The organism is Rubripirellula tenax (assembly GCF_007860125.1).
GTDB lineage: Bacteria > Planctomycetota > Planctomycetia > Pirellulales > Pirellulaceae > Rubripirellula > Rubripirellula tenax.
In genome coordinates this window covers 650724-672018 of sequence record NZ_SJPW01000001.1, presented here as the reverse complement: position 1 = coordinate 672018, position 21295 = coordinate 650724, and the positions used below count along the sequence as shown (strand labels likewise).

The following is a 21295-nucleotide window of genomic DNA, read 5'->3' as shown; positions in this document are numbered from 1 at the left end:
GTCATACTTTTCCCCACCTTCCGTCTTGGCAGTGAAATGCAACTTGTTTCATCGGATCCGAGGTCCTTCGCGGCCGTGCTTCCGTCCGGCACGAGTGTGCAAAACGAAGAAAACATGTCGAAAATTACAGTATTGATTGTCGAGGACTACCGACCGCTTGCGGAAACGTTGGAGTATCAACTTCAGCGAGCCGGATACGAGGTTTTCCGGGCCGCCGATGGACGCGAGGCGATCAGGCTGGCCAAGTTACAATTGCCCGACGTCATCTTCTTGGACGTCGACCTACCGATTCTCAACGGTGTCGACGTTTGCAAGCAGCTTCGCGCCAATCCAGCAACGAAAGACACATTGATCTTGATGCTCAGCGCGCTGGGCGAAGAGTCGGATCAAGTCGTCGGGTTCGCCGTCGGCGCCGATGACTATGTGGTCAAGCCAGTCGAGAGTTACAAGGTACTGTTGCAACGGCTCAAGGCACTGCTGCGTCGCCGCGAACCGGTTGTTGAAGATGCGGATCAAGTCAGCCACCACGATGTGATGATCGACCGCCGGCGCTTCGTCGCCAGCATCGGCGATACGCAATTGAAGCTGACCAAAAGCGAGTTTCAATTACTGGAAACGTTAATTCGGCAACCCGGACGGGCTTTCGGACGCGCCGAACTGGTCGACGCGGCCCTGGGCGAAGACACGATGGTGCTGGAACGAACGATCGATGTCCACGTTCGAGCACTGCGAAAGAAGATGGGCGATGCAGCCGATTTGATCGAAACGGTTCGGGGTGTCGGATACCGTTTCCGCGAGTAAACGCCGAATGTGAATGACGTGGTTCGCCGTCAGCGGTTAAGGTGAGTGAAACCGATCGAAGTATTCCGTTCGGCATCACCTCCTTTCCCGATACTCGACCAACGATGGCCGACACCTCGCTATCGCTTTTACAGCGAATCAAGCACTCCGATGATTCCGAAATTTGGAACCGTCTGGATATCCTGTATCGACCCTTGTTGGTCGCCTGGATGCGAAAGTACGACGTCCAGCCCAGCGACGCGGACGACCTGGCGCAGGAAGTTCTTTGGGTAGTTTCCAAAGAGGTCGGCACGTTCGAGCACAACGGACGAACGGGTGCGTTTCGGGCTTGGATAAAAACGATTCTTGTGCACCGATTGCGGACGTTCTGGCGTACCCGCGATCGCCACCCCCGCACCGCAGACGGATCCGACGTCGTCCGCCGCTTGGCCGAACTGGATGACCCGGCCAGTGATATGAGCCGGCTCTGGGACGACGAACACGACCGCCATGTGGCTGGCCAATTGATGATCCAAGCCGAACGGCATTTTTCGCCGGAAACCTGGAACGCCTTCAAGCGAGTCGCGATTGATGGAGCACGGGCTGACGTCGCGGCGCGGGAACTTGGAATGACGCTCAACGCGGTCTTTATCGCGAAATCGCGAGTTCTAAGCCGTCTTCGGCAAGAAGCGGCCGGGCTTGTCGAGCATGCCACGACGGCCGGACCCGAAAAGAAAAGTTAGAAAGTGCTGAAAGAAGTCGCCGGCTGCGGCACTCCCTAAGTGAATGCCCACCGAAACGATACAACCCCTATCGGAGACAAGGCCCATGCTTTGCGACATGATGCACCCGACAAATGATGACTTGAAGGCGTTCTCGACGGGACAGTTGCCCGCGGTTGAAATCGCGACGCTGGAAGACCATATCCGCGAATGCGAGTCCTGTTGCGAAACCCTTTTGGCGATGTCGGACGACGACAGCTTCGCCGTCCTGTTGCAACGTTCAAGTGTGGATGACGAACATCGTCATGGACGTGACGATTTGCAAAACAATCCACGCTACGAAATCGCCGAACTGATCGCCCGCGGCGGCATGGGCGACGTCTTCAAGGCCAAGCATCGTGTGATGGATCGGATCGTCGCGCTCAAAATCATCAAGCCCGAACTGATGCGGCGCCCCGAAGTCATCCAACGGTTTCATCGCGAAGTCAAAACGGCGGCTCAACTTTCGCACCGTAACATCGTCACCGCCTACGATGCTGACCAGTTCGGCGACGTCCATTTTTTGGTGATGGAGTACGTCGATGGCATCAATTTGGCCCAACGGGTGCGGCGAGATGGAGCCATGCCGGTGGCCCAGGCATGCGACGCCATTGGGCAAGCCGCCGCCGGATTGCAGCACGCACACGATCAAGGCATGGTGCATCGAGACATCAAGCCACACAATTTGATGCAGACGCCCGATGGATCCGTCAAGGTTCTCGACTTCGGCCTGGCGTCGTTGGTATCGGAAACGATGATGGCATCCGCCGAGCAAGGCAGCACGGACTCGAAACTGACGTCAGCCGGCACGTTGATGGGGACACCCGATTTCATCGCGCCCGAACAAGCCGCCGATGCACGACAGGCCGACATTCGCAGCGACATCTACAGCCTTGGCGCAACCCTGCACTACCTGCTCGTCGGACGACCGCCCTTTGACGCCGGTTCGGTCGCCGACCGCATCAAAGATCACGCCGAAACACAACCCGCTGTCGTTTCCGAACTGCGTCCTGACGTACCGATGGGATTGTCGGATGTGATCAGCCGGATGATGGCGAAAGACCCCGACGACCGCTTCCAAACACCTTGCGAAGTCGAAGCAGCGATCCTTCCGTTCACTCAACCGACGGCCGCGCGAGTCGGGCACGGGCGACGTCCACCGATCAAGTGGATCGCGTTGGCGATGGCCGCATTCGCTTGTCTGGCGGCCGGCGTCATCTACGTCAAAACGGACAAAGGGACGTTGAAGATCGATGCGCTCGATGACGGTGTCGAAGTGACGATCTCGAAAGCCATCGATGGCGACGGCCATCGCTATGTCAAAGTCCTGGCCGTCGACACCGTGACGGGCACCGAGGTCCAGCGACTGCGATCGGGCGACTATGAAGTTTCGCTCGGCGAAGCCAGCAGCAAGTTCGAACTCACCCCCACCGGATTTACACTCCGCCGTGGCAAAGAAGTCGTTGTCAAGGTCACGCGAAAAACGGAAACCGCCTCTGATCCAACGAAAGCGGAACCCGAAGACATCGACGAAGTTCTTTCGATGCCGATTCCGTCTTCGGCGCTCCTCACCCTGACGAGCGAAGGACGCCGACTAACACCAGATCAGATTGCCGCGATGGAAACGAAAGCACAAACCGAAGGGCCCGAGCAACTCGAGTCCAAGCTTCGGTTGCTGGGCTATTACCAAAGCAAGAACATCATGAACAAAGAGCTTCGAAAGCCGCACGCCAATCTGATGGCCGAATTGGTCGATCGCTATCCCGAATCGATGAGCCGCACGATTGCTCACATGCATGCATCGATTGATCCCGTCGGTTACATGCAGGTGAAACAAGTCTGGTTGAAGCAGACCAAAGACCATCCTAAAAACGCCACGATCCTTGGCAACGCCGCTGCGTTCTTTCTGCTTTCCGAACGTGATGAAGCCGAGGCATTGTTCAAACGTGCCAAGGCACTCGCCCCGGAAGAGGCTCAGTATGCCGAGCAATTGGGTAACCTTTACTTGCTGAGTCAGTACGGCAAATCGAAAAAGCAAACGCAGAAAGACGCGGCGGCCGCTCTGGTCGAATTCGAAACGGCAATGAAGCTGAGTGCATCTGATCGAAATTCTCGAGTCTACGCGGCCAAAGCAGCCTACGTTGCCGGCAACACGGCCAAAGCGACTCAGTATGCTGAGCAACTGATCGCGACGGACGACGAAAACTCGAAACACCAGGGTCATACGATCCTGGGGAACTTGGCGATCGCCGATGGCAAGACCAAGATCGCCTGCGAGCATCTGCTTGCATCCGGACGCGTGACGGGGGCGCCGAATTTGAATTCCTTTGGTCCAAGTATGAAACTAGCCGACGCCCTCCTGCGTGCCGGCGAGACCAAAGTGGTGCTCGAATACTTGGAACTGTGCGGCAAGTTTTGGAAAAACCCACAACTGGATCAGTGGATCGCAACGATCAAGGGCGGTGGCGCCCCCGATTTCGGTCGCAGCATGAACCACTGACCAACGCATTTTGACCAACGCTTTTTTCCGTTCAATCGTCACGAGTCGAAAGACCGGGCGATCGCTTCGGACGCGATCGATGACCTGCCGAACGTGAAGAGAGGAAGGAACGCGAGCGACGCGTCAGATCCACTCCTTGCCCTTCACAGCGGTATCGATCGATGAAAGAGTTCCCTGTAACGCCCGAACGAATGATCGGGCGGTTGTCGCTCAACGAAGTTCAAGAGTTCTTGGAAGATCTTGACCTTCCGTCGACGACCCGCGATGCAGCCCGCTTCAAGAACTTGGTCTTCCAATTCAACGATCTAGAATTGGCAATCGAAACGGTCGGCGGCCCAGTGCAAATCAAGCGTGCGGCTTAGCAGCCTGTTTACCGCGCGATCGGACAAAAGTGCCTGACCGGATTGGCATTCGTGTTAGCATGAATCCCATCATGCGCAAAAAAGCCGTCTGCGAACCGTTGAAAGCATGCCCGCGTTGCGGAATTCCTTTGCGTGACGGTTTCGCAAAAACAGACACCGATAACGCGAAGTGCACCTGCGGCGCTATGCCGAGCGATGGGGATGAGGACCTTTCCGATCCCTTGATTTTGGCGATCCACACCAGCCAATTTCGCGACAATGGAACCGCAACCGGCGCGATCTGCGGCGCGGCGGCTTCCGCAACGGTTGCGACGTTGTTTACGTTTCTGCCAGCGGCTTGGCTGGTTTGGGACATTCAGTTGGCATGGGGATATTTCTTCCAGCCTGTCGCTTTCGTCATTCTTTGGGCCACCACGGGAGCGATGCTTGGTGCGGCAGTGATGCGTATCTTGACCGCTGCACTCGCGCCGACGTGGCTTGTCATGCAGGCGGCAGTGACGGGATTTTTCGTCGGGTTCTCTCTCGGCGCCACGATCGGCGCAGCGTGTTCGTACGTCCGCTACATCGTATGGCAGGGTCAGTCGATCCATGACGTTTGGTTTGTGTACAGCGGCGAGGTCACGCTCTCCGCAGAGTTTGTTGGCTTCTTGTTTGCGGTGGTAGGAAGCTGGGGGGGAGCGATCCTGGTCAGATCACGACTGGATCCGCGACTGCGTAGGACGCCCAATTCATACATCGGCGACGCTGCGAGCGCCCGCAACGGTTCGGCAAACCATCATGGCGATCGGTTTCAGTTTGGCATCGCAAAGATGTTGCTCTTTACGGGAGTCATCGCAGTGATGATCGCGGCACCCGTTCAGATTCTCCGCCGGCTTCGATTGGCCGGTAAGATCGACAACTACATACTCGCCTTCGAAGTCATGGCCGTTTTGGTCGTGATCATGCTGTTGCCCTTTGTCGTGTGGGCGATGTTTCGCTGGCCCAAGCTGTATCGACAAATGCTGGATTCACTCGCTCGTTGGCGGCGGATCGACCACCTACGGCCCTGACTACGAAGGCCCCGTCTGGACGGGACGCGTTTAAAATTGGAAAGCGTGTCTCAACAGCCTCTGCACGGAACCCAGCGAATCGCTCGGCTGAACACGCCTTTGTCGGTGCATTATGCCCGCCTACTTTTCAATCCAGCCCAATCCCGCTAGAAACCCGATCGACTTGTCCATCGTGTCACGATAGTACTCGGCCGAACCGCCCTTCTTGGCGTTAAAGAAACCGTGGCCCTGACCTTCATACAGTTGCAGGTCGTTGGCGACGCCCACGGCTTGGCAGTTTGCTTGAAACTTCTTTGCCGTCGCGACGGGGATCAACGCGTCGTTGGTTCCCAAAAACACGATGGATGGCGGGTCGTCCGCAGTGATGTTGTGGGCGGGCGAGTATTTCAGGTATGCGTCGCCGACTCGCGCCGTCCCCCATCCGCCCGGTCCATTGTCATACACCGGGTTGAACAGCAACAACGCCGCCGGTTTTCGTGACACGTCTGACTTTTCATCGTCCATCATTCCTAGAGTAGCCGCCAGGTGTCCGCCCGCCGATCCGCCACCGGCCGCCATGCGATCGGGATCGATGCCGAACTCGGATGCCCGCCCGCGTACATATCGAAACGCGTCGGAAGCATCGGCAACACAGATGTCGGGTGCGTCTTTGCTCTTCTTGTCTAGCAATCGATATTGGCCACGAAAACAAACGATCCCTCGCTGGGCCAGCTCGACACTGTGCTGCGCAAACTGACCCGGTGCACCGCCCGTCCAACCGCCGCCGTGAAAGAAGACAACCGCGGGCCGTGAATCGGAAGCCTTCCAATCGGCTGGCCGCGTCCAGTCAATCTTCAGTTCCTTCTCCTTGCCGTCGACCATGACGGTCTTGTAAATCAATGTGTGCTCGGTCGGTTCACCACCGAGTGCCGACGAACTCACGCAGGTCAACATGAAAACAAACAAGAGTGCCTGAGCCATTCGGCAAAGCGGGATACGAAGCACGGTCATAGGTAAGAATCCAAAGAAAGAAAGGGGCGCGCGATCGAAGTCTGCCCCAGTCTAGTCGTATCAGGATTCGCAAAGTGGAACGATCGAGCTGGTCGATCCCAGCAGCGATTCGATCGTGACACCTTTGAACGCCGCTTCGGTCGCCGCATACGAACGGTCCAATTCCGCATGCAACGGGCACAGCTTCTTGTGAGATTTCAACCCCAACGGACACGATCGAATGCGTTGCAACGGCGACACCGCGTTGACGACGTCAAGGATCGTGAGCTGGCCGATTGGTCGATCGAGCTCGTAGCCGCCCCCGGGGCCCGGCCGCGACCGAACCAGCCCGGCGGCTGCCAAGTCTTGCAGCACGCGCGTCAGATATCGACGGGGAACCTTTGTCTTCTCTGCCAAAACGTCGGCCGAGAGAGACTGATCAACTTGAGATCCCATGCAGGCCACCGCTCGCAGGGCATATTCGGCAGTTTTTGAAAGCATCGTCGTCGCGTGACCAGAATGTTGTAGAAGCGAAAGCAACAAACCTATACATTGACATGCAGATACTGAATCTGTATATTTGTGTATACAAAACAAGTTTATCCTGCCCCTCCGATTCAAGCAATGTTCCCGGAGCCACGTCGTGATCGCCTCTGTCCAACGCATCCTTTTCGCCACCTTGGCCGTCGGTGTGCTGGCTTCCAATTTGTCGACGGCGACGGCGCAGTCCAGTGGCTTTGAAAGGCCACCGATCAACTACATGGACGCGCCGGTCCACGACTCCGTTGCCAAACTGAATGCACGTCTGGCGTCTGGTACAGCGAAGTTGGACTACGACGAAAAGTTCGGCTACCTACAGTCCGCGCTTCAGGCCCTTGATGTCCCGATCAGTTCGCAAATGTTGGTCTTTTCCAAGACATCTTTGCAACTTCAACGCATCTCCCCTCGTCGTCCACGTGCGGTGTACTTCAACGATGACATTTACGTCGGCTATTGCCAGCGAGGCGACGTTTTGGAATTTGCGGTGACCGACCCCCAACAAGGCGCGGTGTTTTACACCTTGTCGCAGGAAGAAAACGAAGCACCCACCTTTGTGCGCGATCGCGGCCAGTGCCTTTCTTGCCACGCATCATCGCGAACCCAAAACATTCCCGGATACCTGGTCCGCAGCGTCTACGCCGATGGCGCCGGGCGTCCTAAGTTGGGAAGCGGCACCTTCACGACCGATCACACGTCGCCATTTGGCGAACGATGGGGCGGCTGGTACGTGACGGGCACGCACGGCGACATGCGCCACATGGGTAACACGATCTGTATCGAAGACGAGACGACGTTCGATCGAGAATCGGGTGCGAACGAAATCGATCTCGACGATCGGATCATGACCGAGAATTACCTTTCGCCGCACAGTGATTTGGTAGCGTTGATGGTTCTTGAACATCAAACGCAAATGCATAACGCGATCGCCGCGGCCAACTACGAGACGCGCCAAGCCCTGCATCAATCGTTTCAAATGAACGAATTGCTGGAGCGACCCGAAGGCACCATCAGCGACAGTGCAAACCGTCGCATCGACGCAACGGCCAACAACGTCGTTCGGTACTTGCTGATGTGCGACGAGTTCACGTTGACCAGCCCGGTGTCGGGGACAAGCGATTTCGCGACGGAATTTGCCGCACGAGGTCGACGTGACGCGAAGGGCCGTTCGTTGCGTGAATTTGATCTTCAAACGCGACTGTTTCGCTATCCGTGCAGCTATCTGATCCATTCCGACGCGTTCGCGGCGCTGCCAAAGGAATGCAAAAGCCGCGTCATGACAAAATTGGACGCAATTTTGTCGGGCCGGGATCAATCGCCCGAGTTCCAGCTCCTGACGCCTGAGCTGCGTTCCGAGATTCGGGACATCTTGAAGTCGATCTCCGTCACCAGCGGTGCTTCTTAGGGAATCCACGTCCACTGGTTTCGCCCGTTTCTGCCCCGGAACGCGGACAAAGACACAATTCTTATCGCTGCAATCGATACAAACGGAAGCACCGGAGCCATCGTCAAAGGCGCAAACGGTGTCACAATCGTAAGCGTTCACCCAATCAGACGGGTTTTAATTTGAAATGACTTTACGGGCTAAAGAAAGTTTGAGGGCAACTCCTAGCCATGTATTCTTCATCGAATCAAACCAATTGGTGCTTAACAGATGAATCTTACTGTTGAGCCGTTCACCTACCCGTTAATGGAATCTGTACCCGTGAAGAAGTTGTATTTCACCGTCGCCGCACTTGCGTTGACTACGATCGGCAGTGCTCCGGCATTCGCCCAGTGCTGTGACGCTGCCCCGGCCGCGGCCGAAGCTCCCTGTTCGTCGTGTGGCGGAAACGCCGATGGCGTCATCGTCGAAGGCTCGGCTGATGGAATGTCCGGTTCGGCTTGTGGCCCGACCTTCACGACCAAAACCGTGATGGTTCCGCAACAAGTCACCGAGACCCAAATGGTCACCGTGACGGAAATGAAGCAAGAAACTCGTCAACGTAGCTATACGGTGATGAACAATGTTTCGCGTCAAGAAACTCGCACGCGCACCGTCAACAAGCAAGTGCCGCGTCAAGTCACCAAGACTCAGTCGTACACCGAAATGGTGCCTTCGACTTCGACTCAAGAATATTCGGTACAAGTTCCTGTGACGACTCAAGTCGCGCAAGAATACACCGTCAATGTTCCTGTTCAAGAAACGATCCAAGTTCCTTACACGGTTCAAGTACCGGTAACGACTCAGGTCGAAGTTCCTTACAGCGTTTGCGTTCCGTACACCGAAACGGCAACTCGCACGTACATGGTTAGCGTTCCCTACACCGAAACGGTTGAGCAAAGCTACACCGTCAACGTTCCTTACACCGAGAACGTCGAACAGTCGTACACCGTCAACGTTCCGTACACCGAGCAAGTCGCTCAAACGTACAACGTTTCGGTTCCTTACACCGAAACTTCGGAAGTCTCTTACACCGTCAACGTTCCGTACACCGAAACGATGACCGGCATGAAGACCGAATGCCGTCGCGTTCCCGTGACGTCGTATCGCACCGTCAGCCGAGACATGGGCAGCTATCAGTGCCAAAGCGTTGAAGTTCCTGTTTCGTCGCTGTCGAGCGGAAACAGCGCCTCGGCCGGCCGTCGTGGTCTGGTTCGCGGTCTGCTGGGCCGTTTGTTCAGCCACCACTGTCACAGCGGTTGCGGTTGTGCAGCTCCTGCTGCTGCTTGCGGCTGCGAAGCTCCTGTCGCGACCTGTGGTTGCGAAGCTGCTGCACCGTCTTGTGGCGAATGCGACAGCTGTGGTTCGGTTGCTTCGAGCGACTGTGGTTGCGGTGCTGCACCGGCTCCTGCTCCTTGCACGACCATCGTTCAACGTCAAGTTTGGGTTCCAAACGTCGTTTGCGAACAAGTTCCTTACACGACTTACACGACCGAGCAAGTTCAAGTTCCGTACACGTACAACGTTACGAAGACTCGCACCGAAAACCGCACTCGTCCCGTAACGGTCACCAAGTACCGCACCGAAACGAAGACTCGTATGGTTCCCGTCTGCAAGACTCGCACCGAAACTCGCGTTCGCAGCATTCCTGTAACGAAGACGCGTCAAGAAACTCGCACACGTCAAGTTGCGATCCAAAAGTGCCGTCAAGAAGAACGTACCCAAGAATACTTGGTCAACAAGACTCGTACCGAGCAACGTACTCGTACCGAGAATCGCACCAGCTACACGACCGAAACACGTAATCGTGATCAAGTCGTTTGCAAGATGGTTGCCGAAACTCGCACTCGCATGGTCCCACAAACGACCATGAACACCGAGACTCGTACTCGCAACGTTACCGTCATGGTTCCGACCACGAAGACTCGTGACTACACCGTCACCGAGTTCGACACTGTCAGCGAAGAAGTTCCTTACACCGTCACCGTCGTCGACCAAGTGCCGGAAACCAAGACCGAAGACTACACCGTGTGTGTCCCGGTTCAAGTTCAGAAGGAAGTTCAAGTTTGCAAGACCGTCATGGTCGCGCAAGAAGTTCAAGTTCCTGTCAGCAGCGGCTGTGGCAATGCAGGTTCGAGCGAAGTGATCAGCAGCGGATCGGCCGACGCCGGTTGCGGTTGTGGTGCTGTCGCCAGCGATTGCGGATGCGGTTGCTAATTGATTCTGATTGTCACCTGATGTGACAATCGCGATCGAAATCGAAGGGTCGGCATTCTTTCCGAGAGTGCCGGCCCTTTTTTCGTCGGAAGCACCCTTTTCTTGCTGGCAAACTCACTCATTGCTTTTACAGACGGGCTCCACGGTCATCCCTTCCACGACTGCTCGATCGATTCCAAAGACTGGCCTTTGGTTTCCGGCAAAATCTTTGCGATCACCGCACAACCGACGGCACAAATGACGCCGTACAACCAAAACGTGCCGTGCGCGCCGAGCGACCGACTGAGGAATGGAAACGTAAAGGTCAGAATGGTGCATGCCGTCCACAAACTGAACACAGCGATGGCCATGGTTCGTCCACGATTTCGGTTCGGGAAGATCTCGGAGATCACCACCCACACGACGGGCGCTAGGGTCATGGCGTAGCACGCGATTGCGGCAACGATCAACAACAGCACATGCACGCCCTGGCTCTGCATCCAATAGCACCCGCCAAGCGCCGAATAGATCAACGCCAGTCCGCCCGATCCGGCCAGTAACATGGTTCGCCGTCCGACCAGATCGACCGTCAACATCGCAACGACGGTGAAGACAAGATTCACGACGCCCGAAATGATGATGTTCAGCATGATCGAACTGACGCCGTAACCGGCCGCCGCAAACACTTCTTGCGCGTAGTTAAAAATGACGTTGATCCCACACCACTGTTGCAGCACCGCAAGAAAAACCCCAATCATCAATGCCGGCCACGGAAGCGAATCGACTGCCCCACTTTCGCCAGCATCATCACGGGGTAACAGCGTTTCTTGAATGCCCTTGATCTGTGCGATGGCGTATTCGGGACCTCCGATCCGTTCCAGGATGGACTTTGCTTGCGAGACGTTGCCGACGCGCACCAACCATCGCGGACTCTCGGGGATGATCGTTGACAAGGCCAAGAACACGATCGCAGGAATCGCCTCCGCCGCGAACATCCACCGCCAACCGTGTTGCCCGTTCCAAGAAACCGCGATTGTCGAGGCGGTCGCCAGTTCGGAAACGTCGCGTGCGATCGCCCAATTGACGATTTGAGCCGACAAAACACCAATCACGATCGTCAATTGGTTGATCGATACCATCCGGCCTCGCGTCGATGCCGGCGAAACTTCGGCGATATACAGCGGCGATAGATTCGACGCCAAGCCAATCCCAATCCCGCCAAGCATCCGAAAGGCGTTGAAATCAAACAGGCCGCTGGACACCGCGGAACCCAGAGCAGAAACAACAAACAATGCTGCCGCGATGACCAAGAATCGTTTGCGTCCGATTCGGTCCGCAGCCGCACCGCTGATGACGGCCCCGATCAAACAGCCGACCAACGCACTGCTCATCGTCCATCCTTGCATCCAAGGATTGTCGGTGATCGCGAAATAGGGTTCATAGAAAGGCTTCGCGCCGCCAATGACCACCCAGTCGTAGCCGAACAACAATCCGCCCAAAGCGGCAACCAAGCAAATCGTCCATAAGTAGTGACGATCGAAAAAAGAATCCGGAGCATTTGGCCGGATCATTCTCCTTGGCCTTCGGCAGGAATTTCGTTGTAGGTTTCGCTACCGTTTGCGGCTCCGGATAACGCCGTCGGGTTTTCAAAAGAGACCTCGACCTCCGCGATACTAGATTGTTCGACGTGTTCATGAGAACGCTTCGAAATCAGCTTGACGAATCGAACGTTTCGCACCCGATCGAACCTCACGGACTGCTTGGCCGGACTGTTGCCCCATGTCCCGGAAGCCGCCGAGACCCACCGCTCGCCATCCGAACTCACCTGGATTTCGAAATCGGCGATCCGGCTTCGCCCTCTATCAACGCGAGGCTGGACGTGAATCCCCGAGACGGGCCGAGCTTCCTTGAGGTCCACCATCAACCAGTGCGGGAACTTCGCGACACCGTTGGACCAATTCACGTGCCAAAAGGTTTTCGGGTCTTCATCGATCGCAAGCGCGGGTCCATAGCCCGCTTGAAAACTACTGCTTGTCACGATCGTGCCCATCGACTCGAGCGGACTCGGCTTGCGAAACAATTTCGACAGCTGTTCGACTGTTACCGAAGCATTCGGTTCAAAGTCATCGCTAGCCGCGTACTTCATCAGCGATTGCCGAAACTGGTTCGCTGCGGGACGTCGGTCCAGGTCCGTTTCCAAATCGATGGAACAGACGATCAGCTTGCCTGCGCCGACTTTTGCTTCGATCGCCAGTGCCAATCTTTTCGGACGCGACCAGTCTGGCACCACCTGGACGATCGTTTCGACGTCTCCGGGTAGCTGGTCGATTCGCATCGCGGCGGACTGTGAAATCAATTCCCACCACTGCCAATCGGAATGAAACCGAGTGGGAAAGTCTCGTAGGGCCGCGTGCGCGGGATCACACAACACGCCCAGAGTGTGTGGCGATTGCCCGTTGGTCCACGCGGTGTTCCAAAATATCGGTGAAAAACCGATCGTGAAATCGGTCTTTACCAAAGACGGACGGGCCAACCAAACGACACGCTTTCCAGCCTGCAAACCTTTGATCGATTTTTCATCAAGCGAATGGGTCACCACCAAATCCGATTGCGAACCCGTGATTGATTCGTCGCTTCGGGATCCTTCAGGATAAACCCAAAAACGCCAATCGTTCTCGATCGGGCGATCATTTGACGTCGCAGGCGGCAACGAGACACTGAGCGTCAACTCGCACGCCTGTTTGATGTTGTCGAGTGGCCATTCGAGGCGTCCGATTCGGCGCAGGCCCGCGGCGACAATCGTCTGCTTCGCCAGTTCGCCGGAAGCCAACACTTCTTCGCCACGTCGAATCTGCCAACGGGGCACGACATCGGTGAACGGACTGGGGCCATAGTGCGATACTTCGACGTCGGCGACGAACAACATTGCATTGTTCCAAACGCGTCGCGGCATGCGGGCAAGCGGCACGGTTGGGCCGCAAAACTTCCGAAACTCTGCGGCATCGATGTATGGCTTCGGATCCCAAAACGCGTCCAACACGCCAACGACCGCGCTGCCTTGACCGGGAAAGTCGTGCAGATCCAACATTTGGAAACCGTCCAACTTTTCCGTCCGCAAGCACGCCTCAATTTCTTCTTTGTAGCAAATCGACTGCAGCTTTCCCGACGCCATCAAGAAGTCGTCGGCTTGGTCTCCCATCGATGCGCTGTCCAGAAAGTCACGGAAAATTTCAAAGTTCTTTGCCTTCAACACTCCGGTGTACTTCGTTGTCTCTGCCAAGTTCGGATAGACGCACCACTGCCCGATTTCATGACTGATAATCGGCGAAGCAATGCTTTCGACAAACGTGCCGTAGTCCGCCGTGGTATTGGGTTCTTCCGCGTTCAGGCGACTAGCCACTCCCTGTCCCCATTGATGAAGGCGTGGCCTCGGTGCGACAAAAAATTCATTCTCTGGTATCTGTGGCCAACCGACGCCACCGGAAAACAGGATTCGATTTTCCTTCGATTTGAAATGCGAAACCCAGCGGCCCAAGAAATCGGCACCGGATTCGGGACCGCCCGGTTCGTTTCCAGCAGAAATCAAAATCAACGAAGGATGATTGCCGAAGCTTGCGATGATTCGCTCGGCTTCTCGATAGAGCCACGCATCGACGGGACGATCGATGCCCAATTGAGTGCTGGTGTTCGGCCAACTCGAACAATCGACGTGGAAGTAAAACCCCATCTGATCGGCCGCGACGAATGCCGATTCGGGAGGGCACCATGAATGAAAACGTAGATGGTTCAATCCATGATCGCGACAGATACGCAAGATCCGTTGCCACGACGGCAAATCGGTCGGCGGGTATCCCGTCAAAGGGAAGACACACGACTCCAACGTGCCTCGCAAAAAAATGGGCTGACCATTCAATCGAAGTGCGCCGTCAATCGACTCGATCGACCGCACGCCAAACGTTGTCGTGTGTTTGCGCGCGACAGCAACTTCGGATTCGGCATCCTCTTCTACCGGTGATTCGATTGACGTGGTCAGACGATAGACGACCGGCGAAAACTCATTCCAATGTTCCGGGGTTCGCGTCCATTCGACTTCAGCATCGATGACGCTGCTGCCCACCGGTACGTCAACGTCAACGACGGCTTCGCCGTCGACTTCACGGTCTTCGTCGTCGCGACTGATTCGCAGACGGACGGACGCTTGCTGGCGATATTCAGTATCGTTGGCGATGTGGATTGTCGCTCTGACGGACGAGTCGCCGGGGATCGCGTTGACGTCCACGCGAGCGACCGAGAGCTTTGTATCGGCGATCAAGCTGACGTTGCCGACGATCCCATTCCACGCGGTCTGTGTATGATCGCTGACGCTGTGCGAGTTAAATCCGACATCGATGTTGTCCAAGCTGTTGTCGACGCCAATCGTCAACCAATGGCTTCCCGTCGTGGCCGAATCGGTGACAACGAATTGCTGTGGAGTGCTCAGGGATTCGCCGTCGCCGATGTGGTCGTCGTCGATCCAAACATGGGTACGCCAGTGCGGACGCTCCATGTGCAACGTGATGCGTTTTCCGTTCCATGAAGGCGGAATCTCGATTCGTCGGCGGTACCAAGCCACCCCCACGTAGTGCCGCTCGGGTTGCAACCAAAACGGGACTTTAAAATTGTCCGCGCCTCGATACGGATCGAACCGAGGCTGGCTCCAAACCCTTTCTTGAATGCCACCGATCCATTTCGTTTCAGGGCCGACAAGATCGCCCAAATCGCTGTCGCGGAGCGCCCCAGGAATGCGGACGGTCGCCACACCGTCCCGCGAAGGCGACAATTCCGATTGGGCAAGGGAAGGATCAAAGACACGTTGGCGATCCAAAACGACTTCCCAAGAACCCGACAAATCGATCTGGGCCGACGATTGGGGTGGCGTGGGCGCGGGAGTCACCGGCATATCGGCGCCGGCGGGCAACGAAGTTACGCAGGCGCAAAGCAGTGCCGCGAATCGGATGGTTTGAAAAAATGGAGCACCCATGCACACCGTTTTAGCATGATTGTGACACCCCAAAGCACTCCTAACGGGCGAAAGCACCACGCACACGGACGTCGCATCCCCCAATTTCGTCAAGCGGGACCGGCCGGCTGGTGAGTATGTCAGGGCCAATACAGACTCTTGTGCGAGGAAATGTTTTCGCAGCTCGCGAACCGTCCGGTCAAACGTGATTTCGCGATCTGGCGAGAAAACGGACTCTTTTACCGCCTTAACATCGGGTGGTGCCAGCTTAGCCTCGGCTGCACGGTATCCCTTTTCACATTCCGCAAATTCGCTTTCGGATTTGCGTCACAGTGACGGCACGGTTCCTCGTATTCAGGTTGGGCAGCCACATCTCTTTGGGGCTTTGCTCTGGATGCCACAAATCCGAATCGCACATATCGGCTTTCGCGAACAGCACTTCCCACATCGGGGTGGCTCCGCTATCTTGCGGGGCTTCCCAGATGCGGATGCCGCTCGCGAAGCTATCAACAGCCAATTTTAACTGAAATTTGACGGACCGGAACAGCCATGACCAAGGCTAAAGCAAAAACCAAAGTCAAGACCCACAAGGGCACCAAGAAGCGTTTCCGCTTGAGCGCCAAGGGCAAAGCCATGCACCGCAGCAGCGGCACCAGCCACTTGGCTCAAGCCCTAAGCAGCAAGCGTCGCCGCAACCTTCGCGGAACGACTGCGACTCATATCCACATGGAAAAGACCATCCAAGACGCCCTCGCAGGCAACAGCTATTAGCTTGGCCGACGGCCGAGATTCGTCTCGGTTGACGTTTTTATCTTCACCCCAGGGATTTGATTCCCATCCGATTGGGCGAAACTTCATCGCGGATCGCGTGAATTCTCGTTTTCAGGAAACTCAGTTTCCGAGAACCGTTCACGAGCTGATCGATGGGGCCTGAATTGGAAACCCGAATGAACTTTCAAAGTTAAGGATCACGATCAATGCGTACCACAACCGGCTCAACCCGTCACAAGAGCAAGAAGCGTCTGTTCAAGCGAGCTAAAGGCTTCGTGGGCGGACGCGGCAGACTGACGCGCAGCGTTAAAGAAACGTTGCTGCGAAGTGGTGCCTACGCGTTCCGCGATCGTCGTGTAAAGAAACGCGACTTCCGTAAACTTTGGATCATTCGTTTGAACGCCGCCGCTCGCCAACACGGAATTCGCTACAGCGAATTCATCTTCGGCTTGAAGTGTGCAGGCATCGAATTGGACCGCAAAACGCTTTCGGAAATGGCGATCCATGACGAGGCGGGTTTCAAGGACGTTTGCGATGCCGTCAAAAAGGCACTCGAAACGGCTCCCCAACCCAAGCACGCCGAAGCATCGGCATAGCTTTCGGCCACTGTGTTTTCGACCACTGCGACCGCTCGGGCCCGGAACGGCTCGTCTTACCGATTGTCAGGCTTGTACGCCTGACGTACCTGCTGGGCATCTAGGCAACCATGTCGCTGAAGGACTTTCTGACCACTCTCGACCAACTTGAGAGTGAAGCCGCGACGGCATTCGAATCGGTCGCCGATGCCGACTCACTCGAAGAAGCTCGCGTGCGTTACCTGGGCGCCAAGAAGGGTGCCCTCAAAGACGTCCAGAAACAGATGGGCTCGATCGATCCAAGTGATCGAAAAGAAGCCGGCATGCGATTGAACGCGTTCAAGTCGAACGTTCAAGCCGCCTTCGAAGTCTCGCAAGGCCGTCTCGGCGGTGGCGACTCTAGCGGCATCGACCTTACGTTCGACCCCACGCTGCCAGGAGTTCGACCGAAGATCGGACACATCCACCCGATCACCCAAACGATCACGCACTTGACGGAGATCATGGGACGAATGGGTTTCGAAGCCGCCGAAGGCCCCGAAGTCGAAGACCCACACCACAACTTCGTCGCCCTGAACATTCCCGAAGACCATCCGGCTCGCGATCCGCTGGACAACTTCTATTTGTCGACGGCCCAGACGCTCGCAAAGAGCGGCGCGACGAAGGGCATCGAAGGCACACAGCTTCTGCGCAGCCAAACCAGCACCGTGCAGATTCGCGTGATGGAAACGAACCAGCCACCGATTCGCGTCATCTCGTTGGGCCGCGTTTACCGCCCCGACGCACCCGATGCCACGCACTTCCCGATGTTCCATCAGATGGAAGGCCTGTACGTCGATCGCAACGTGACGATGGCGAACTTGAAGACAGTGCTGCGTGTGTTTGCGACGAACTATTTGGGCGACGACGTCGAAATCCGCTTCCGCCCATCGTTCTTTCCGTTCACCGAACCGAGTGTCGAAGTCGACTTCTTTTGGAACGGAACGTGGATCGAGTTCGGCGGCGCCGGCATGGTCGATCCGGCTGTGTTTGAAGCCGTGGGATATGACCCGGAAGTTTACAGCGGGTTTGCATTCGGATTGGGTGTCGAACGGTTGTGTATGCGTCGTCACTCGGTAACCGACATTCGCGACCTGTACAGCGGCGACCTGCGTTTCTTAAGCCAGTTCTAATTCGCGCGTCTGGCAAAAACGGGGCTCATCGCCGAGACGGCGGACTCAATTCGCGAAGCATCTCTTCGGCCGGCAGTAATTCGATTGCCTCGCGATCATCGGCGGGCATGTCCAGATAGCGGCTCAGCATCGTCTCGTCGCCTCGTCGAGGCCAAGGTGCTTTGCGACGGATGGCTTCCTCTGCCCAAGTCTTCAACGTCATCGCTTCGAGCAGCGGATCACCACCACCGCTTGATGCAATCAACGACTCCAAATCACTGGGCGACAACATCAATCGAATCACACCAAGTTCGTCCTGTCGCAGCGGATCCTGGCGTTCGCCAAACGCGCCGCCCGCCATGGAAGGCGGCGAACGGCGACGCGAGTCACGGTGACCAAACATCAAGTTGAGAAGTCCCCAACTCGCATCTTGCCCGCTTCCGAATCGGTCTTTCAATTCCGCGATACGTGTCTGAATCTCTGGCGTCATCCGCTCGAGTCGCTGGTCCAATATTTTTCGCAGCGCGAAATAGATTGATTCGATCGCGTCATCACTCAGCTTGCCGCTGGACCGTTCGGAGATGGAAACCATGGTGCGATCGATTGCATCGGCAATTGCTTTTTTCTGTGCGTCACCGCTGCTGGATTCAATGCGGTCGACCATTTCCGCTGGCAAGCTTTCACGCCAAACCGCATACGCTTTCATTGTTTTGAGCAGCGTTTCGCGATCGGTTTGCTGCGAAACGACACCGGCAAATTCTTGGATCCGATCGCGATCGGGTCCCTCCAGCCGCTTGTACCTTTCCCAGCGGGAGTAGAGCTGAGTCCGCTGGGGTACCGACATCGACTCGATGGCGGCTTCGCGTTGATCGATCGCAACATCGGCGATCTTGACCTCGCCCTCGTTCACTCCGTCTACCTTCTCCGTCGCGTTGAGCATTCGCGTCCATTGGTCATCTCGCGAAAGTTGACGCATCAAATTTAAGTCAACAGCTTGGTTGTATGCATCCAGATTCTCGGCAATGGCCAAGCTTTGCAGTTCGTTGCGGAACGCGTATTTTTTTGCAAGCGCCGTCGCGCCCATCGCCAACACGGCGGTCGCCAAGCAGGACCCCAAAATTCCGATCGGATACCGCCATCGGCTGAACCAGGATGTTCGGTCCGGTGAGGCGGCGACCAAGTCAGCAACGGCCAGTTCCAATGTCGTTTCAACCAGCTTGACGCTCGGTGCGGGATCGGGCAATTCTTCCAGCATGTCCCAGCCTGACTGCAACTGCTGCAGCCTTGAACGCAAACCCGACTCGTCGAGCAATCGGTTTTCCAACCGAGTGCGATCGGCTCGTTCCAGTTCGCCGTCCAGGTAAGCGACAAGCAATTCGTCATCGGGATCCAGCGGCATGTCATCCGCGACCGGCATCGTCGTCACGACATCACCTCGTCGTCTTGGTCATCGTCCGCGGTCTGCCCGCCGTTGGCAGAAATACCACCGCCTTCGATATAAGATTGAAGTGCTTCTTTCAGATTCACACGGGCCCGGCTTAGCAGCGACTTCACGGCCTTGGTCGTCAAGTCCATCGTCTCGGCGATCTCGACATAGCTCATGTTTTCGAATCGGGACAGCATCATTGCCATCCGTTGTCGTTCGCTCAATGAATCGACCGCGGCACGAACGATGGTGGCGCGTTCGGTGCCTTCGACAATCCGGTTCGGCATCAAACCGCTTGCGTCCAATGCCGTCGATGCCAGCAACTGTGCCCCCGTGTCGGCTTGACTGCCGGGCGGCGCGTCCACTTCGTTAACTTCGTGCCGGCGCCCCAGCGAACGTGCAGAGTTACGCGCCACGTTGCCGGCGATGGTGAACAGCCAAGTGGAAAACTTGGCGCCTGGTTCATAGGTCTTTCGGGCTCGAAAGACTCGCATGAAAGTTTCTTGCGCCAAGTCTTCGGCCAGGTCAGCGCGGGGACCGATCGTTCGCATCAATCTTACCAATCGGCCCTCGTAACGCTGGACCAGCTCGGCAAAAGCGCTGGCGTCATCATCACGGACGCGCAGCATCAAACGAACATCCGGATCGGATTGTTGATAGCGGAGCGCGGTGGATTCGGTGACAGCCAAACGAACTTTCAAGCCAGTGAGAAAAAATTTGTATCGAAACTCGCCAAAATCGCAACGAGTATTTTCAACCCGCTGAACTTACAACCCGCCGAATGGGCGAAAGTTTCGGTCACCTACATCTGGCAGCCGCCAACACAACACCGCGGCGCACCGCAATCACCGCCGCTGGCCGCCACTGGCAATGACTTGCCCGACTTTACGGATGGCGACGCCGGCAAGCTGAAAACGCGGTCTAAATCGTGGCTGCCACAGCCGGGACAGTCAGCATCGTCGGGGACTCCGGCCGAATCCGGTGATCGCACCAACACTTCGACGATGATGTCACAGGACTTGCATTGAAATTCGTACAGCGGCATGGTGGCAAAAGTGGGTTGGGGTAGCATAACGTGCGGCGACGACGCCGAACCTCCATTATCGCTGGTGAAGTTGGATTTGGAAACATGAGTACGTTGCCGCTCTCGCGTGACCAAGTTCGTCGCGTCGACCAAATTTCGATCGAAAAGTACGGCATCCCGGGCCTGATCCTGATGGAGAATGCCGGTCGGGCGGCCGCCGAAGTCATTCACACGGTGGCTCCGGCCGGATCGATCGCCATTCTTTGTGGCAAAGGCAATAACGGAGGCGACGGTTACGTCATCGCCCGCCATTTGGACATCGTGGGTCGCAAAGTGAAACTGTTTTCCACCACGGGGCTGTCCGATCTCGGCGGTGACGCAAAGATCAATGCGACGATCGCCGACAATCTTGGAATTGAAATCGAAGTCTGCGATCGCAAGGACTCGCTAAATGCCGAAGCCATCCTCGCGTACTCGGTGATCGTGGACTGTTTGTTGGGCACCGGAGCGGTCGGCAATCCACGTGGCCGGATCGCCGACTGGGTTCGCATCGCCAACGCGTCCGAGGCGATGCGGATCGCGATCGACTTGCCCACAGGATTGGATTGTGACACGGGCCAGGCCAATATTCCAACCTTCGTGGCGGATCACACGATCACCATGGTAGCGCCAAAAATCGGCTTCAACTGTGGCGAGGGATCGACCGTCGTCGGAAAAGTTCACCAAGTCGGTATCGGCATCCCATGCCGAGTCGTTGACGAGGCAAGGTAGC

The 21295-nt window shown here is 56.4% G+C and carries 18 protein-coding genes; 11 read left to right on the top strand and 7 right to left on the bottom strand.

Annotated elements, in window-relative coordinates; all coding sequences use genetic code 11:
- Nucleotides 1-114 precede the first annotated feature (114 nt).
- From Poly51_RS02425 to Poly51_RS02405, 5 genes are all read left to right on the top strand, one after another.
- The gene (locus Poly51_RS02425) at nucleotides 115-801 is read left to right on the top strand and encodes a response regulator transcription factor (RefSeq protein WP_146453866.1); all 687 of its coding nucleotides are present in this window, start codon (nucleotides 115-117) and stop codon (nucleotides 799-801) included.
- Between the two features lie 104 nt (nucleotides 802-905).
- Complete coding sequence (locus tag Poly51_RS02420; protein ID WP_146453864.1) at nucleotides 906-1523, top strand: RNA polymerase sigma factor; 618 nt, start codon at nucleotides 906-908, stop codon at nucleotides 1521-1523.
- Nucleotides 1524-1608: 85 nt separating this feature from the next.
- Entirely contained in the window at nucleotides 1609-4041 is a 2433-nt protein-coding gene (locus tag Poly51_RS02415) for a serine/threonine-protein kinase (protein ID WP_186775291.1), read from the top strand.
- A 161-nt stretch (nucleotides 4042-4202) separates the two neighbouring features.
- Nucleotides 4203-4403 carry a hypothetical protein gene (locus Poly51_RS02410; RefSeq protein WP_146453860.1) on the top strand — a complete coding sequence of 67 codons (201 nt, stop codon included), beginning with the start codon at nucleotides 4203-4205 and terminating at the stop codon, nucleotides 4401-4403.
- Between the two features lie 59 nt (nucleotides 4404-4462).
- Nucleotides 4463-5452 (top strand): hypothetical protein, encoded by a 990-nt coding sequence (locus Poly51_RS02405; protein WP_222435771.1) that lies wholly within the window; start codon nucleotides 4463-4465, stop codon nucleotides 5450-5452.
- 120 nt (nucleotides 5453-5572) lie between these two features.
- On the opposite strand, the gene Poly51_RS02400 is transcribed toward Poly51_RS02405, so the two are convergent.
- The gene (locus tag Poly51_RS02400) at nucleotides 5573-6385 is read right to left on the bottom strand and encodes an alpha/beta hydrolase (RefSeq protein WP_246114283.1); all 813 of its coding nucleotides are present in this window, start codon (nucleotides 6383-6385) and stop codon (nucleotides 5573-5575) included.
- A gap of 117 nt (nucleotides 6386-6502) precedes the next feature.
- The gene (locus Poly51_RS02395) at nucleotides 6503-6922 is read right to left on the bottom strand and encodes an Rrf2 family transcriptional regulator (RefSeq protein WP_146453854.1); all 420 of its coding nucleotides are present in this window, start codon (nucleotides 6920-6922) and stop codon (nucleotides 6503-6505) included.
- A gap of 163 nt (nucleotides 6923-7085) precedes the next feature.
- On the opposite strand from Poly51_RS02395, the gene Poly51_RS02390 reads away from it, so the two are divergent.
- Nucleotides 7086-8363, top strand: coding sequence for a hypothetical protein (locus tag Poly51_RS02390; protein WP_146455110.1), 1278 nt, complete (start codon nucleotides 7086-7088; stop codon nucleotides 8361-8363).
- 300 nt (nucleotides 8364-8663) lie between these two features.
- The gene (locus Poly51_RS02385; RefSeq protein ID WP_146453852.1) at nucleotides 8664-10598 is read left to right on the top strand and encodes a hypothetical protein; all 1935 of its coding nucleotides are present in this window, start codon (nucleotides 8664-8666) and stop codon (nucleotides 10596-10598) included.
- Between the two features lie 146 nt (nucleotides 10599-10744).
- Here the strand turns inward: Poly51_RS02385 and Poly51_RS02380 are convergent, their stop codons facing one another.
- Both Poly51_RS02380 and Poly51_RS02375 read right to left on the bottom strand, forming a co-directional pair.
- On the bottom strand, nucleotides 10745-12148 hold the full coding sequence (locus Poly51_RS02380) for a sugar porter family MFS transporter (protein WP_146453850.1): 1404 nt from the start codon (nucleotides 12146-12148) through the stop codon (nucleotides 10745-10747).
- Nucleotides 12145-15597 (bottom strand): discoidin domain-containing protein, encoded by a 3453-nt coding sequence (locus Poly51_RS02375; RefSeq protein WP_146453848.1) that lies wholly within the window; start codon nucleotides 15595-15597, stop codon nucleotides 12145-12147. Before Poly51_RS02375 ends, Poly51_RS02380 begins: the two co-directional genes overlap by 4 nt.
- A 528-nt stretch (nucleotides 15598-16125) precedes the next feature.
- On the opposite strand from Poly51_RS02375, the gene rpmI reads away from it, so the two are divergent.
- From rpmI to pheS, 3 genes are all read left to right on the top strand, one after another.
- Nucleotides 16126-16347 carry a 50S ribosomal protein L35 gene (gene rpmI, locus Poly51_RS02370; RefSeq protein ID WP_146453846.1) on the top strand — a complete coding sequence of 74 codons (222 nt, stop codon included), beginning with the start codon at nucleotides 16126-16128 and terminating at the stop codon, nucleotides 16345-16347.
- Between the two features lie 206 nt (nucleotides 16348-16553).
- The gene (gene rplT, locus Poly51_RS02365; RefSeq protein ID WP_146453844.1) at nucleotides 16554-16943 is read left to right on the top strand and encodes a 50S ribosomal protein L20; all 390 of its coding nucleotides are present in this window, start codon (nucleotides 16554-16556) and stop codon (nucleotides 16941-16943) included.
- Nucleotides 16944-17053: 110 nt separating this feature from the next.
- Nucleotides 17054-18094: a phenylalanine--tRNA ligase subunit alpha gene (pheS, locus tag Poly51_RS02360; RefSeq protein ID WP_146453841.1), complete on the top strand. Its 1041-nt coding sequence runs from the start codon at nucleotides 17054-17056 to the stop codon at nucleotides 18092-18094.
- A 25-nt stretch (nucleotides 18095-18119) separates the two neighbouring features.
- On the opposite strand, the gene Poly51_RS02355 is transcribed toward pheS, so the two are convergent.
- From Poly51_RS02355 to Poly51_RS02345, 3 genes are all read right to left on the bottom strand, one after another.
- The gene (locus tag Poly51_RS02355) at nucleotides 18120-19499 is read right to left on the bottom strand and encodes an anti-sigma factor family protein (protein WP_146453840.1); all 1380 of its coding nucleotides are present in this window, start codon (nucleotides 19497-19499) and stop codon (nucleotides 18120-18122) included.
- Entirely contained in the window at nucleotides 19496-20128 is a 633-nt protein-coding gene (locus tag Poly51_RS02350; RefSeq protein ID WP_146455108.1) for an RNA polymerase sigma factor, read from the bottom strand. The genes Poly51_RS02355 and Poly51_RS02350 overlap by 4 nt, the downstream gene beginning before the upstream one ends.
- A 173-nt stretch (nucleotides 20129-20301) precedes the next feature.
- Nucleotides 20302-20544: an FmdB family zinc ribbon protein gene (locus tag Poly51_RS02345; RefSeq protein ID WP_146453838.1), complete on the bottom strand. Its 243-nt coding sequence runs from the start codon at nucleotides 20542-20544 to the stop codon at nucleotides 20302-20304.
- Nucleotides 20545-20628: 84 nt separating this feature from the next.
- On the opposite strand from Poly51_RS02345, the gene Poly51_RS02340 reads away from it, so the two are divergent.
- The gene (locus Poly51_RS02340) at nucleotides 20629-21294 is read left to right on the top strand and encodes an NAD(P)H-hydrate epimerase (RefSeq protein WP_146453836.1); all 666 of its coding nucleotides are present in this window, start codon (nucleotides 20629-20631) and stop codon (nucleotides 21292-21294) included.
- Nucleotide 21295 lies beyond the last annotated feature (1 nt).